Here is a 17139-nt window from a genome sequence, read left to right as displayed (position 1 = left end):
TTAAGGAAACGCACGCATGAATGAGGAAAAGCTCCGTTACTTTCTCAAGCGGGTGACCGCCGACCTGCACGAGACCCGGCGCCGCCTGCAAGAGGTGGAGTCGGAGGACCAGGAGCCCATCGCGATCGTCGGCATGAGCTGCCGCTACCCGGGCGGGGTCAGCTCGCCCGAGGACCTGTGGCAGCTGGTGTCCGAGGGCGGGGACGGCATTTCCGAGTTCCCCACCGACCGCGGCTGGGACACCGGGCGGCTTTTCGACGACAACCCGGACGGCGCGGGCACCAGCTATGTCCGGGAGGGCGGTTTCCTCCACGACGCCAACTACTTCGACCCGGCCTTCTTCGGCATCAATCCGCGCGAAGCCCTCGCGATGGACCCCCAGCAGCGGCTGCTGCTGGAGATCACGTGGGAGGCGTTCGAGCGGGCGGGCATCGACGCCACCTCGGTGCGCGGCACCCGTACCGGTGTCTTCGCGGGCGTCATGTACCACGACTACGCCGCGCGGCTGCGCGCCGTGCCGCCCGGTGTCGAGGGCTACCTCGGCACCGGCGCCTCCAGCAGTGTCGCCTCCGGCCGGGTGGCGTACACCTTCGGCCTGGAGGGCCCCGCGCTCACCGTCGACACCGCGTGCTCCTCGTCGCTGGTGACCCTGCACCTGGCCATGCAGGCGCTGCGCAACGGCGAGTGCTCGCTGGCGCTCGCGGGCGGTGTCACCGTGATGCCGACGCCCGGCACCTTCACCGAGTTCAGCCGCCAGCGCGGGCTGTCCTTCGACGGCCGCTGCAAGTCCTTCGCGGCGGCCGCCGACGGCACCGGCTGGGGCGAGGGCGCGGGCATGCTGCTCGTCGAGCGGCTGTCGGACGCGAAGAAGAACGGTCACCGGGTGCTCGCCGTCGTCCGCGGCTCGGCCATCAACCAGGACGGTGCGTCCAATGGGCTGACGGCGCCCAACGGCCCCTCCCAGCAGCGGGTCATCCGCCAGGCGCTCGCCAGTGCCCGGCTGACGGCCGACCAGGTCGACGTGGTCGAGGCGCACGGTACGGGGACGACGCTGGGCGACCCGATCGAGGCGCAGGCGCTGCTGGCCACCTACGGCAAGGAGAAGAGCGAGGAGCGGCCGCTGCTGCTGGGCTCCATCAAGTCCAACATCGGCCACACCCAGGCCGCCGCCGGTGTCGCCGGGATCATCAAGATGGTCAAGGCCATCGAGCACGGCTATGTGCCCAAGTCCCTGCACATCGACGAGCCCTCGCCGCACATCGACTGGTCGGCCGGGGCGGTTTCGCTGCTGACCGAGGGCCGCCCGTGGCCGGAGACCGGCCGTCCGCGCCGGGCCGCGGTGTCCTCGTTCGGCATCAGTGGCACCAACGCCCACCTGATCATCGAACAGGCCCCGGTGGCGGAGGAGACCGACGGCGACGAGGTCCCCGAGGCCGGTTCCGAGACCGAGGCGGCGGCGGAGCCCCGTACCCTTCCGCTGCTGCCCTGGGTGGTGTCCGGCAAGGGCGAGGACGCCCTGCGCGCCCAGGCCGCCCGGCTCCACGCCTTCGTGGCCGAGCGCCCCGAACTGGACCCGGTGTCCGTCGGCCGCTCCCTGGCCACCACCCGCGCCGCCCTGGAGAACCGGGCGGCCGTCATCGCCGGGGACCGCGCCACCTTCCTCGACCGGCTCGCCGCGCTCGCCTCCGGTGAGCCCGGCGCCGGAGTGGTCCAGGGCGTGGAGACGCGCGGCAAGCTCGCCTTCCTCTTCACCGGCCAGGGCAGTCAGCGCCTGGGCATGGGGCGTGAGCTGTACGAGACGTACCCGGTGTTCGCCGAGGCGCTGGACGCGGTGTGCGCCGCGCTCGACCCGCGTCTGGAACGGCCGCTGCGCGAGGTCATGTTCGGCGACGACGCCGAGGCGCTGGACCGGACCGGGTTCACCCAGCCCGCGCTGTTCGCCGTCGAGGTGGCGCTGTTCCGCCTCGTCGAGTCCTGGGGTGTGAGGCCGGATGTGGTCTCCGGCCACTCGATCGGCGAGATCGCCGCCGCCCATGTCGCGGGCGTGCTCTCGCTCGAGGACGCCTCCTTGCTGGTGGCGGCCCGCGGCCGGCTGATGCAGCGGCTGCCCGGCGGCGGTGCGATGATCGCCGTCCAGGCGTCCGAGGACGAGGTGGCGCCCCTGCTCACCGAGGGCGTGTCCATCGCCGCGCTGAACGGGCCGACGTCGGTGGTCATCGCGGGTGACGAGGACGCGGCGGTGGAGATCGCGGCGGGCTTCGAGGCGCAGGGGCGCAAGACCAAGCGGCTCACCGTCAGCCACGCGTTCCACTCGCCGTTGATGGAGCCGATGCTGGAGGCGTTCCGCAAGGTCGCGGAGAGCCTGACGTACCAGGCGCCGAAGATCCCGGTCGTCTCCAACCTCACCGGTGGCATCGCCCCCGCCGCCGAGATCGCGGATGCCGGATTCTGGGTCCGCCACGTCCGCGAGGCCGTCCGCTTCCTCGACGGCGTCCGGGCCATGGAGGCGCACGGCGTCACCACCTACCTCGAACTCGGCCCGGACGGTGTGCTGTCCGCGCTCGGCCAGGAGTGCCTGGCGGGCGAGGCCGACCAGGTGGCGTTCGTCCCCGTGCTGCGGTCCGGCCGCCCCGAGGCCGAGACCCTGACCACCGCCCTGGCCACCCTGCACACCCGGGGCACCGCCCCCGACTGGGAGGCGTACTACGCGGGCACCGGCGCCGAGCGCGTCGAACTGCCCACCTACGCCTTCCAGCGCGAGCACTACTGGCTGGACGCGGGCACCGCCTACGGCGATGTCTCCGCCTTCGGCCTCGGCTCCGCCGACCATCCGCTGCTGGGCACCGCCGTGTCCCTGGCCGACGCGGAGGGCTTCCTGTTCACCGGGCGGCTGTCGCTGGAGACCCACCCGTGGCTCGCCGATCACGCCATCATGGGCTCGGTGCTGCTGCCCGGTACCGCGTTCGTGGAACTCGCGGTGCGCGCCGGTGAGCAGGCCGGTTGCGATCTGGTGGAGGAACTCACGCTGGAGGCGCCGCTGATCCTGCCCGAGCGGGGCGGGGTGCGGCTGCAGATCGCCGTGGGGGCCCCGGACGACACCGGCCGCCGCACCCTCGCCCTCCACTCGTGCCCCGACGAGGCCGGTGACGACGAGCCGTGGCTGCGGCACGCCACCGGTGTGCTCGCGGAGAGCGCGTCGGCGCCGGCGCCGACGTTCGAGCTGAGCGCGTGGCCGCCGGCGGGCGCCGAGCGGATCGGGACCGATGGGCTGTATGAGGGTCTGGCCGAGGCGGGCTTCGGTTATGGTCCGGTCTTCCAGGGGGTGCGGGCGGCCTGGCGGGCCGATGGCGAGGTGTACGCCGAGGTCGCGCTTCCCGAGGGTGTGGAGCCCGGTGCCGATCTGTTCGGGCTGCATCCCGCGCTGCTGGACGCCGTCCTGCACACCATCGGGCTCGGTGGATTGACCGAGCAGCCGGAGCAGGGAGGTCTGCCCTTCGCCTGGAGCGGTGTGCGGGTCCATTCGGTGGGTGCGGACAGTGTGCGGGTTCGGTTGTCGTCGGCCGGGAACGGCACGGTGGCGCTTGAGCTGGCTGATGTGACGGGTGCTCCCGTGGCGTCGGTGGAGCGGCTCGCGCTGCGTGCGGTGTCCCCGGAGCAGTTGGGTGCCGGTCATGCTGGTGGTGGCGCGGCGGACGCTCTGTTCCGGGTGGAGTGGGTGCCGGTACCGGCTCCCACTGGCACGTCCTCCGGGGGGCGTGTGGCCGTGGTGGGCGCGGAGGTCCCTGGCCTCGAAGCGGACCTCTACGCGGATCTGGCCGGGCTGGCCGAGGCGGTCGAGTCCGGTGCTGTGGCTCCGGACCATGTCGTGGTCTCCCTGGCACCGCAGGTGGTGTCGGGGGAGGTCTCCTCGCCGGTCGCGATGGCGCACGAGGCCGCTGTCGGTGCTCTCGATCTGTTGCAGACGTGGCTGAGCGAGGACCGTTTCGCGGACTCGCGACTGGTCGTTCTCACCCAGGGCGCGGTGGCCGCTGCCCCCGACGATCGGGTGGCCAGCCTGGCCCAGACGACGGTGACCGGATTGGTGCGCTCGGCGCAGTCGGAGAACCCCGGGCGTATCGTCCTGGTGGACCTCGACGGCCACCCGGACTCGGCAACTGCTCTCCTGGCCGCTCTTGAGTCCGGTGAGCAGGAACTCGCCGTACGCCAGGGCGCGCTCACCACACCGCGTCTGGCCCGCGCCGCCGCCCCGGCCGAGACCTCGGCTCCGTGGCGCCCCGATGGCACGGTCCTGATCACTGGTGCCGGTGGGATGCTGGGCAATCTCTTCGCGCGCCATCTGGTGACCGAGCGGGGTGTGCGTCGGCTGCTGCTGGTCAGCCGCCGTGGTGACCAGGCCCCCGGAGCTGCCGAACTGAGCGCCGAGCTGGCCGAGCTGGGCGCTGACGTGAGCTGGGCCGCGTGTGATGTGGCGGACCGGGAGGCGCTCGCCGCCGTCCTCGCCGGCCTCCCCGCCGAGCACCCGCTGACCGCCGTGGTGCACACGGCGGGTGTGCTGGACGACGGTGTGGTCGGGTCGTTGACGGCCGAGCGGGTGGAGCGGGTGCTGCGTCCGAAGGTGGACGCGGCGTGGAACCTGCATGAGCTGACCCGGGACCTGGATCTGTCGGCGTTCGTGCTGTTCTCCTCGGCGGCCGGTGTGTTCGGCGGTGCGGGGCAGGGCAACTACGCGGCGGGCAATGCCTTCCTGGACGCCCTCGCCCAGCACCGCGCGGCCCAGGGCCTGCCCGCTACCTCCCTCGCCTGGGGTCTGTGGGCCGAGTCCAGTGGTATGGCCGGGGAACTGGACGAGGCGGAGCTGGACCGGCTGCGGCGCGGTGGCATCGCCCCGATCACGGCCGACCAGGGCCGGGAGTTGTTCGACCTCGCGGATGCCGCCGATGAGGCGCTGGTGGTGCCGTTGCCGCTGGACATGGCCGCGCTTCGGGTTCAGGCGGGTGCGGGGATGCTGCCGCCGCTGTTCCGTGGTCTGGTGCGGGTTCCGCCGCGCCGGGCGGCTCAGGCGGCCGCGGCGGCGCGGTCCGGTGCGCTGGCACGGCAGTTGGCCGGGGTCCCGGACGCCGAGGCCGAGGCGATCGTGCTGGACCTGGTCCGTGCGCAGGTCGCGGCGGTGCTCGGCTACGCCGGGCCGGAGGTGGTGGAGCCACGGCGCTCGTTCAGTGAAATCGGTTTCGACTCGCTGACCGCGGTGGAGTTGCGCAACCGTCTGACGGCGGCCAGTGGTGTCCGGCTCCCGGCGACGTTGATCTTCGACTATCCGAACCCGGTCGCTCTTGCCACGTATCTGCGGGCCGAGGCGCAGGGCAGTCAGACGGATGCGGGCGCTCCCGTGGTCGCCGCGACGGCGGGTGCCGATGAGCCGATCGCCATTGTGGCGATGAGCTGCCGGTTCCCCGGCGGGGTGACCTCGCCCGAGGAGCTGTGGAAGCTGGTGGTCGAGGGCACCGACGCGATCACCGATATGCCCACGGACCGTGGCTGGGACATCGAGTCGCTCTACGACGACGACCCGGACAAGCGGGGCACCAGTTACGCCCGTAACGGTGGTTTCCTGCACGATGCTCATCACTTCGACCCGGTGTTCTTCGGGATTTCGCCGCGTGAGGCCCTCGCCATGGACCCGCAGCAGCGGCTGCTGCTGGAGACGTCGTGGGAGGCGTTCGAGCGCGCCGGGATCGATCCGGCGACGCTGCATGGCAGCCGGACCGGTGTGTACACCGGTGTGATGTACAACGACTACGGCACGCTGCTGCACCGTGCGCCCGATGGCCTTGAGGGCTACATGGGCACGGCCAGCTCGGGCAGTGTGGCGTCGGGCCGGGTGTCGTACACCTTCGGTCTGGAGGGGCCGGCGGTGACGGTGGACACGGCGTGTTCGTCGTCCCTGGTGACCTTGCACATGGCGGTGCAGGCGCTGCGCAGCGGTGAGTGCTCGCTGGCGCTGGCCGGTGGTGTGAGCGTGATGGCCACCCCCGGTACTTTCGTGGCCTTCAGCAAGCAGCGTGGACTGGCCACGGACGGTCGCTGCAAGCCGTTCGCCGCGGCGGCCGACGGTACGGCCTGGGCTGAGGGTGTGGGCATGCTGCTGGTGGAGCGGCTGTCGGACGCCCGGAAGAACGGTCATCCGGTGCTGGCGGTCGTGCGTGGCAGTGCGATCAACCAGGATGGTGCGTCGAATGGTCTGACGGCGCCGAATGGTCCGTCGCAGCAGCGGGTGATCCGTCAGGCGCTGGCCAATGCCCGGTTGTCCGCCGCCGAGGTGGACGTCGTCGAGGCGCATGGCACGGGTACGACGCTGGGTGATCCGATCGAGGCGCAGGCGTTGCTGGCCACGTACGGTCAGGAGCACACCGATGAGGCGCCGCTGTGGCTGGGGTCGGTGAAGTCGAACTTCGGTCACACGCAGGCCGCGGCCGGTGTGGCGGGGATCATCAAGATGGTCAAGGCCATTGAGCATGGTGTGCTGCCCCGGACGTTGCATGTGGATGAGCCGTCGCCGCATGTGGACTGGTCGGCGGGTGCGGTGTCGTTGCTGACCGAGCAGGTGGAGTGGCCCGAGACGGGCCGTCCGCGGCGTGCCGCGGTGTCCTCGTTCGGTATCAGTGGCACCAACGCGCACGCCATCATCGAACAGGCCCCGGCGCAGACGGAGACGGACAGCACGGCCGCCTCCGACACAGAGCCCCGTGTCCTTCCGCTGCTGCCCTGGGTGATCTCCGGCAAGGGCGAGGACGCCCTGCGCGCCCAGGCCGCCCGGCTCCACAGCTATGTGGCCGAACGCCCCGAACTGGATCCGGTATCTCTCGGCTACTCCCTGGCCACCACTCGCGCCGCGTTGGAGCACCGGGGGGCTGTCGTCGCCGGTGACCGCGCGACCTTCCTGGACCGGCTCGCACTTCTCGCCTCCGGTGAGCCCGCCGCCGGGGTGGTGCGGGGTGTGGAGACCGAGGGAAAGCTGGCGTTTCTCTTCACCGGCCAGGGCAGTCAGCGCCTGGGCATGGGGCGTGAGCTGTACGAGACGTACCCGGTGTTCGCCGAGGCGCTGGACGCGGTGTGTGCCGCGCTCGACCCGCATGGGGAACGGCCCTTGAAGGAGGCGCTGTTCGGCGACGACGCCGCTGTGCTGGATCGGACCGGTTTCACCCAGCCCGCGCTGTTCGCGGTCGAGGTGGCGCTGTTCCGGCTGGTCGAGTCGTGGGGTGTGAGGCCGGATGTGGTGTCCGGTCACTCCATCGGTGAGATCGCTGCCGCGCATGTGGCGGGTGTGCTGTCGCTGGCGGACGCGGTGAAGCTGGTGGCGGCGCGTGGCCGTCTGATGCAGGAGCTTCCGGCGGGTGGGGCGATGATCGCCGTCCAGGCGTCGGAGGACGAGGTGCTGCCGCTGCTCACCGACAGCGTGAGCGTCGCCGCGCTGAACGGCCCGACGTCGGTGGTCATCGCGGGTGACGAGGACGCGGCGGTGGAGATCGCGGCGGGCTTCGAGGAGCGGGGGCGTAAGACCAAGCGGCTCACGGTCAGCCACGCGTTCCACTCGCCGCGTATGGACGGGATGCTCGACGCCTTCCGCGAGGTGGCCGAGGGGCTCGCGTACGAGGCTCCGCGTATCCCGATCGTCTCCAATCTCACCGGGAACGTCGTCTCCGCCGAGGAGATCACCAGCCCCGGCTTCTGGGTGCGTCACGTCCGCGAGGCCGTGCGCTTCCTCGACGGCATCCGCGCGATGGAGGCGGAGGGTGTCACGACGTACCTCGAACTGGGCCCGGACGGTGTGCTGTCCGGGCTGGGACAGGAGTGTCTGGCGGGCGAGGCGGAGCAGGTGGCGTTCGTCCCCGTGCTGCGGTCCGGCCGCCCCGAGGTGGAGACCCTGACCACCGCCCTGGCCACTCTGCACACCCGTGGCGCGGCCCTGGACTGGGAGGCGTACTACGCGGGCACCGGCGCGGAGCGTGTCGAACTGCCCACCTACGCCTTCCAGCACCAGCGCTACTGGATCGAGGTCCCGGCCTCGCTGGGTGACGTCTCCTCGGCCGGCCTCGGCTCCGCCGACCACCCGTTGCTCGGCACGGTCGTGTCCCTGGCCGACGCGGAGGGCTTCCTGTTCACCGGGCGGCTGTCGCTGGAGACGCATCCGTGGCTGGCCGACCATGCGGTGATGGGCTCGGTGCTGCTGCCCGGTACCGCGTTCGTGGAGCTGGCGGTGCGGGCCGGTGAGCAGGTGGGCTGCGATCTGGTGGAGGAGCTCACGCTGGAGGCGCCGCTGATCCTGCCCGAGCGGGGCGGGGTGCGGTTGCAGATCGCCGTGGGGGCCCCGGACGACACCGGCCGCCGTACCGTGACCTTCCACTCGAGCCCCGACGAGGCCGGGAACGACGAGCTGTGGGTGCGGCATGCCACCGGTGTGCTCCTGGAGGGCGCGTCGTCGTCGGTGCCGTCGTTCGAGTTGAGTGTCTGGCCGCCGGCGGGTGCCGAGCGGATCGGGATCGATGGGCTGTATGAGGGTCTGGCCGAGGCGGGCTTCGGCTATGGTCCGGTTTTCCAGGGGGTGCGGGCGGCCTGGCGGGCCGATGGCGAGGTCTATGCCGAGGTCGCGCTTCCTGAGGGTGTGGAGCCCGGTGCCGATGTGTTCGGGTTGCATCCTGCGCTGCTGGACGCTGTGCTGCACACGATCGGGCTGGGTGATCTGACCGAGGACCTGGAGCGGGGTGGTCTGCCCTTTGCCTGGAGCGGTGTGCGGGTGCACTCGGTGGGTGCGGACAGTGTGCGGGTTCGGTTGTCGTCGGCCGGGAATGGCACGGTGGCGCTTCAGCTGGCTGATGTGACGGGTGCGCCGGTGGCGTCGGTGGAGCGGCTCGCGCTGCGTGCGGTGTCGCCGGAGCAGTTGGGTGCCGGTCATGCTGGTGGTGGCGCGGCGGATGCTCTGTTCCGGGTGGAGTGGGTGCCGGTACCGGCTCCCACTGGCACGTCCTCCGGGGGGCGTGTGGCGGTGGTGGGCGCGGGGGTCCCTGGCCTCGAAGCGGACCTCTACGCGGATCTGGCCGGGCTGGCCGGGGCGGTCGAGTCCGGTGCTGTGGCTCCGGAGCATGTCGTGGTCTCCTTGGCGCCGCAGGCGGTGTCGGGGGAGGGCTCCTCGCCGGTCGCGATGGCGCACGAGACCGCTGTCGGGACTCTCGATCTGGTGCAGACGTGGCTGGCCGAGGACCGTTTCGCGGACTCGCGGCTGGTCGTTCTCACTCAGGGCGCGGTGGCTACGGCTGCCGAGGACGTGGTGGCCGAGCCCGCGCAGGCCACCGCGACCGGTCTGATCCGCTCGGCGCAGTCGGAGAATCCCGGGCGTATCGTCCTGGTGGACCTCGACGGCCACCCGGACTCGCTCACCGCACTCCCCGCTGCCCTGGAATCGGGGGAGCAGGAACTCGCCGTACGCCAGGGCGCGGTCAAGACCCCGCGCCTGGCCCGCACCACCGCCCCTGCCACCGACCGGGAGCCCTTCGCCTTCGACGCGGACGGCACGGTGCTGATCACTGGTGCCGGTGGGATGCTGGGCAATCTCTTCGCGCGCCATCTGGTGACCGAGCGGGGTGTGCGTCGGCTGCTGCTGGTCAGCCGCCGTGGTGACCAGGCCCCCGGAGCCGCCGAACTGAGCGCCGAGCTGGCCGAGTCGGGCGCGGAGGTGCGCTGGGCCGCCTGCGATGTGGCGGACCGCGACGCGCTGGCCGAGGTGCTGGCGGCGATGACGGCGGAGCATCCGCTGACCGGCGTCGTGCACACGGCGGGTGTGCTGGACGACGGTGTGATCGGGTCGCTGACGCCGGAGCGGGTGGAGCGGGTGCTGCGTCCGAAGGTGGACGCGGCGTGGAACCTGCACGAGCTGACCCGGGACCTGGATCTGTCGGCGTTCGTGCTGTTCTCCTCGGCCGCCGGTGTGTTCGGTGGTGCGGGGCAGGGCAACTACGCGGCGGGCAATGCCTTCCTGGATGCTCTGGCCCAGCACCGTCGGGCCCAGGGGTTGCCCGCCACTTCCCTTGCGTGGGGTCTGTGGGCCGAGCCCAGTGGTATGGCCGGGGAGCTGGACGAGGCGGAGCTCGACCGGTTGCGGCGAGGCGGTGCGGCCGCGATCACCGCCGACATGGGCCTGGAGCTGTTCGATGCCGCGCAGGGCTCGGACGAGGCGCTGTTGGTGCCGTTGCCGCTGGATATGGCCGCGCTTCGGGTTCAGGCGGGTGCGGGGATGCTGCCGCCGCTGTTCCGTGGTCTGGTGCGGGTTCCGCCGCGTCGGGCGGCTCAGGCGGCCGCGGCGGCGCGGTCCGGTGCGCTGGCGCGGCAGTTGGCCGGGGTCCCGGACGCCGAGGCCGAGGGCATCGTGCTGGACCTGGTGCGTGCGCAGGTGGCCGCGGTGCTCGGCTATGCCGGGCCGGAGGCGGTGGAACCGCAGCGTGCGTTCAGCGAAATCGGTTTCGACTCGCTGACCGCTGTCGAGTTGCGCAACCGTCTGACGGCTGCCAGTGGTGTCCGGCTCCCTGCCACGTTGATCTTCGACTACCCGAACCCGGTCGCCCTCGCCGCGTATCTGCGGGCCGAGGCGCAGGGCAGTCAGGCGGATACGGGCGCTCCCGTGGTCGCCGCGACGGCGGGTGCCGATGAGCCGATCGCCATTGTGGCGATGAGCTGCCGGTTCCCCGGCGGGGTGACCTCGCCCGAGGAACTGTGGAAGCTGGTGGTCGAGGGCACCGACGCGATCACCGATATGCCCACGGACCGTGGCTGGGACATCGAGTCGCTCTATGACGACGACCCGGACCGGCAGGGCACCAGCTATGCCCGTAACGGTGGTTTCCTGCACGATGCCCATCACTTCGATCCGGTGTTCTTCGGGATTTCGCCGCGTGAGGCCCTCGCCATGGACCCGCAGCAGCGGTTGCTGCTGGAGACGTCGTGGGAGGCGTTCGAGCGGGCCGGTATCGACCCGGCGGCGGTGCGTGGCAGCCGGACCGGTGTGTACACCGGTGTGATGTACAACGACTACGGCTCTCTGCTGCACCGTGCGCCCGATGGTCTTGAGGGCTACATCAGCACCGCGAGTTCGGGCAGTGTGGCGTCGGGCCGGGTGTCGTACACCTTCGGTCTTGAGGGTCCGGCGGTGACGGTGGACACGGCGTGTTCGTCGTCGCTGGTGACCTTGCACATGGCGGTGCAGGCGCTGCGCAGCGGTGAGTGCTCGCTGGCGCTGGCCGGTGGTGTGACCGTGATGGCCACCCCCGGCACCTTCATCGCTTTCAGCAAGCAGCGCGGGTTGTCGACCGATGGTCGCTGCAAGCCGTTCGCGGCGGCGGCCGACGGTACGGCCTGGGGCGAGGGTGTGGGCATGCTGCTGGTGGAGCGGCTGTCGGACGCCCGGAAGAACGGGCATCCGGTGCTGGCGGTCGTGCGCGGCAGTGCGATCAACCAGGATGGCGCCAGCAACGGCCTCACCGCTCCCAACGGTCCGTCGCAGCAGCGGGTGATCCGGCAGGCGCTGGCCAATGCCCGGTTGTCCGCCGCTGAGGTGGATGTGGTCGAGGCGCATGGTACGGGTACGACGCTGGGTGACCCGATCGAGGCGCAGGCGTTGCTGGCCACGTACGGTCAGGAGCACACCGATGAGGCGCCGTTGTGGCTGGGGTCGGTGAAGTCGAACTTCGGTCACACGCAGGCGGCGGCCGGTGTGGCGGGGATCATCAAGATGGTCAAGGCCATTGAGCATGGTGTGCTGCCCCGGACGTTGCATGTGGATGAGCCGTCGCCGCATGTGGACTGGTCGGCGGGTGCGGTGTCGTTGCTGACCGAGCAGGTGGAGTGGCCCGAGACAGGCCGTCCGCGGCGTGCCGCGGTGTCCTCGTTCGGTATCAGCGGCACCAACGCGCACACCATCCTCGAGCAGGCCCCGGCGGAGCGAGAGACGGCGGCGAAGCCTGCCGAACCCTCCCTCGAAGTGTCCGGCGCGCTGCCGTGGCCGCTGTCCGCCAGGGGTGAGGCGGCGCTGCGCGCGCAGGCCGCCAAGCTGCTGGCCCACCTCGACGCGAACCCGGAACTGCGTCCGGCCGATGTCGGCTACTCGTTGGCCACCACCCGCGCCGCCTTCGACCAGCGTGCGGTACTGGTGGGTACCGACCGCGACGACTTCATCCGGGCCCTGACGGCGCTGGTCCAGGGTGTGGCGCCGGTCCAGAACGTCGGGGTGTCCGACAAGACGGCTTTCGTCTTCCCGGGGCAGGGGTCCCAGTGGGCGGGTATGGCCGTGGAGCTGATGGACACGGCGCCGGCGTTCGCGGCCCGTATCCACGAATGCGCGGCCGCGTTGGCGGAGTTCACCGACTGGTCGTTGGTGGATGTGCTGCGGGGTGCGGAGGGTGCGCCATCGCTGGACCGGGTGGATGTGGTCCAGCCGGTGCTGTTCGCGGTGATGGTGTCGCTGGCGGAGCTGTGGCGTTCGCTCGGGGTCGCCCCGGCGGCGGTGATCGGTCACTCACAGGGTGAGATCGCGGCGGCGTGCGTGGCGGGCATTCTGTCCCTGCAGGACGCCGCCCGTGTCGTGGCGCTGCGCAGCCAGGCCATTGGCCGGGTGCTGGCGGGCAAGGGCGGCATGGTGTCGGTGGCGCTTCCGGTGGCCCAGGTGCGGGAGCGGATCGCCCCCTGGGGCGAGGAGCGGATCTCGGTCGCCGCCGTCAACGGCCCCTCGTCGGTGGTGGTCTCGGGTGAGCCCGAGGCCCTGGACGAGCTGATCGCCGCGTGCGAGGCGGACGAGGTCCGCGCCCGTCGGGTGCCGGTGGACTACGCCTCGCACTCCGCCCAGGTCGAGCTGCTCCGCGACGAGCTGCTGGAGCTGCTGGCGCCCGTACAGCCCAAGGCCGCCGAAGTGCCCTTCCTGTCCACCGTGACGGGGGAGTGGGTCGCGGGCTCGGAGCTGGACGCCGAGTACTGGTTCACCAACCTGCGGCGCACCGTCGAGCTGGAGAGCGGGGTTCGCCGTCTGCTGGACGAGGGCTTCGGTGTCTTCATCGAGTCCAGCGCCCACCCGGTGCTGACGATGGGTGTGCAGGAGACCGCCGAGGACGCCGGTGTGGACGCCGCCGCGATCGGTTCGCTGCGGCGTGACGAGGGTGGCCTGGACCGGTTCTGGGCCTCCGTCGGTGAGGCGTGGACGCGCGGTGTGGCGGTGGACTGGGAGGCGGTGTTCGAGGGCACCGGCGCGCGCCGTATCGGCCTGCCCACGTACGCCTTCCAGCACCAGCGCTACTGGATCGAGGTCCCGGCCTCGGCGGGCGATGTCTCCTCCGCCGGTCTGGGCTCCGCCGACCACCCGCTGCTCGGCGCGGCTGTCGAGCTGCCGGACACCGACGGCTTCCTGCTCACCGGGCGGCTCTCCCTCCACACCCACCCCTGGCTCGCCGACCACGCGGTGGCCGGTACGGTGCTGCTGCCGGGCACGGCCTTCGTCGAACTGGCGGTCAGGGCGGGCGACCAGGTGGGCTGCGATCTGCTGGAGGAGCTCACCCTGGAGGCGCCGCTGATCCTGCCCGAGCGGGGCGGCGCCCAGCTGCGGCTGAGCGTCGGCGCGCCCGACGCGGACGGGCGCCGGACTCTGGAGGTCTACTCCCGTCCGGAACCGGAATCGGACGCGGACCGGGGCGACGTCTCGGACCAGTCCTGGAGCCGTAACGCCAGTGGTGTCCTCGCGCCGGGTGAGACCGCCGGCACCGCCGAGGGCCTGGCCGAATGGCCACCCGCCGAGGCGGTCGCCATCGAGGTGGACGATCTCTACGAGCGGTTCGCGGCCGGCGGTGTCGGCTACGGTCCGGCGTTCCAGGGGCTGACGGCCGCCTGGCGGCGTGGTGCGGAGGTCTTCGCCGAGCTCCGGCTGGAGCAGCGGCAGCGGACCGACGCCGCGCTCTTCGGGCTGCACCCGGCGCTGCTGGACTCCGCGCTGCACGGCGTGGCGCTGGGTGACTTCGTGGCAGCCGACGCCGATGGCATCCGGATGCCGTTCTCCTGGAGTGGTGTCACCCTCCACGCCGCGGGCGCCACGGCGCTGCGCGTACGGATCGCACCGGCCGGGCCGGACGCGGTGTCCCTGACGGTCGCGGACGAGAACGGTGGCGCGGTCGCGTCGGTGGACTCGCTGGTGCTGCGGACCATTGCCCCGGAGCAGCTGCGCGCGGCCCAGGTGAGCTACCACGCATCGCTGTTCCGGCTGGAGTGGGCCGCGGTACCGGCGCCCTCGGCGGCCCCCGAGTCCATCCGCTGGGCCCTGGTCGACGCGGGTGCCGTGAACGGTACGGACGCCCTGGGGCTCGTCACCGCGCTGGAGTCCACCGGTGCCGAGTGCGATGTCTTCCCCGATCTGGCCGAGCTGGCGGCCGTGGTGGCCTCTGGCGGGTACCGGCCCGACGTCGTCCTCCTCCCGCACATCGCCCCCGCCGATGGCGCCGATGGCGCCGATCTGGCGGAGGGTGCGCGGCTGGCCGCGCACGCCGCGCTGGAGGACGCGCAGTCGTGGCTCGCGGAGGAGGGTTTCGCCGGGGCGCGGCTGGCGTTCCTCACCCGCGGCGCGGTCGCCACGTCCCCGGACTCCGGGGTGGCCGACCTGCCGCACGCGCCCGTATGGGGTCTGGTCCGGACGGCCCAGACCGAGAACCCGGGCCGTTTCTTGCTGCTGGACCTGGACGGTGAACAGGTATCGGCCACGACGCTCACGGCGGCGGTGTCCAGCGGTGAGCCGCAGATCGCCATCCGGGCGGGCGGCCTGTGTGCGCCCCGGCTGGCCCGGGTCGCCGTCCGGGACCAGGACCAGGACCAGGGCCGGGCGCCCGAGGGGCTGCCGGGGTTCGACCCGGACGGCACGGTGCTCATCACCGGCGCCACCGGTGTCCTCGGTGGGCAGCTCGCCCGCCATCTGGTGGCCGAGCACGGAGTGCGGCGTCTGCTGCTCAACAGCCGTCGTGGACTGCGCGCCCAGGGGATGTCCGAGCTGGTCGCCGAACTGACCGAGCGGGGCGCCGAGGTGAGCGTCGCGGCGTGCGATGTGGCCGACCGTGAGGCGCTGTCGGCGATGCTGGCCGAGGTGGACCCGGCGCATCCGCTCACCGCCGTGGTGCACACCGCGGGTGTGCTGGACGACGGGCCGTTGCCCGCGCTCACCCCGGACCGGATCGACACGGCGTTCCGGCCGAAGGTGGACGCGGCCCGGAACCTCGACGAGCTGACCCGTGATCTCCCCCTCACGGCGTTCGTGCTGTTCTCGTCCGTCGCCGGCACCTTCGGTGCGCCGGGCCAGGCCAACTACGCCGCCGCCAACGCCTTCCTGGACGCCCTCGTCGCACACCGCCGGTCCGCCGGCCTGCCCGCCCTCTCGCTGGCCTGGGGCCTGTGGGAGCAGCGCAGCGCGATGACCGGCGCCATGACGGACGCGGACGTGCGGCGTCTCGAGCGCTCCGGGATGAAGCCGCTGTCTTCGGCGGACGGTCTGGAGCTGTTCGACGTGGCATGCGCGGTCGACGGTGAGGCGGTGCTCGCACCGCTCCACCTGGACACCGCGCCGCTGCGGGAGCAGGCCGCCGAGGGCACGTTGCCCGCCGTGTTCCGCGGACTGGTCCGGGCGACGCCCCGGCGGCGCATGGCCTCCGCCGCGGCGGCCGACGGGAGCGGCCCCTCGCTGGCGCGCCGTCTGGCCGGGCTGGACGAGGCGGAGCGGGAGAAGGTCGTGCTGGACCTGGTCCGCACCCACGCCGCCACGGTCCTCGGTTTCGAGGGCCCGGAGGCCGTGGGGGCCACGCGTGGCTTCCTGGAGCTGGGCTTCGACTCCCTGACCTCCGTCGAGCTGCGCAACCGGCTCAACGCCGTGAGCGGGCTGCGGCTGCCCCCGACGCTGCTCTTCGACCAGCCCACGCCCGAGCTGGTCGCCCGGCAACTGCTCGCCGGACTGGCCGGTCCGGTGGCCGCCGAGGGCGGTACGGTGTCGGGCGCCGCGCAGGGAGAGACGGCGGGCACGGAGTCGTCGGCCGTGTTCGGCGCGATGATGCGGGAAGCCGAGGAACTCGGCCGGCAGGAGGAGTTCACCCGGCTGCTGATGGATGTCTCGCGGTTCCGGCCCTCGTTCGCGAGCGCCGCGGAACTGGACAAGTCGCCCACGATGGTGCGGCTGTCCCGCGGCGGTGACACCCGGCCCGCGCTGGTCTGCTTCCCCTCGATCCTGCCGATCGGAGGCCCGCACCAGTACGCCCGGTTCGCCGCCGGATTCCGTGGCCACCGGGACGTCTGGGCGCTGGGCAACCCCGGTTTCGTCGCCGGGGAGCGGCTTCCGGCGAACCCCGAGGCGGTGATCGAAGCACACACCGAGGCGGTGCTGCGGCAGACCGACGGGGCGCCGTTCGTGCTGCTGGGGCACTCCTCGGGCGGGCTGCTCGCCCATGAGGTGGCCGCACGGCTGGAGAGCACCGGGGTCTTCCCGGACGCGGTGGTGCTGCTCGACATCTACTCGCACGACCCGGAAGCGGCCATGGCTGTCCAGCCGAACCTGAGGGCCGGGATCGACGAGCGGAGCACCGGCCACGTGCCGGTGGACGACACCCGGCTGCTGGCCATGGGCGCGTACTTCCGGCTGTTCGGGCAGTGGCGGCCCCGCGAGGTCAAGACCCCGACCCTGCTGGTCCGGGCCGAGGAGCGGTTCTTCGATTGGTCCCGCGACGGCGACTGGCGGTCGTACTGGGAACTGCCGCACACCGCGGTCGATGCGCCGGGGGACCACTTCACGATGATGGAGGACCACGCCGGTACGACGGCGCGGGTAGTGGAGGACTGGCTGTCGGGCTGACGGGCGCTGCGGCGCCAAAAGGGGCGGGCCCACCCGAAAGGGCCCGCCCCGCCCCCCAAGACGCTGTTGGCCGATTCGGGCCCGGCACGACGTCGGTTCCCGAGCCCCGGACGCGGGCTCGGGGACCGACGTCGTCGTACGGGCGGAATGCCGGCGCGGACACGGCCGGGCGGACCAGTGAGGTCACCGGCGGAGACATCCCGCGGACACATCCCAGCGGATACAGCGCGGGGCCG

Annotated in this window: 1 protein-coding gene; it reads left to right on the top strand. The window is 72.1% G+C overall.

What is annotated here, in order from left to right; all coding sequences use genetic code 11:
- Positions 1-16 precede the first annotated feature (16 nt).
- Entirely contained in the window at positions 17-16903 is a 16887-nt protein-coding gene (locus tag PS467_RS15460; RefSeq protein WP_311035764.1) for a type I polyketide synthase, read from the top strand.
- Positions 16904-17139: the final 236 nt, after the last annotated feature.

Source organism: Streptomyces luomodiensis, assembly GCF_031679605.1.
Classification (GTDB): domain Bacteria; phylum Actinomycetota; class Actinomycetes; order Streptomycetales; family Streptomycetaceae; genus Streptomyces; species Streptomyces luomodiensis.
Note: the sequence above shows the minus strand (reverse complement) of the source record. Positions and strands in the feature narration are given on the sequence as shown.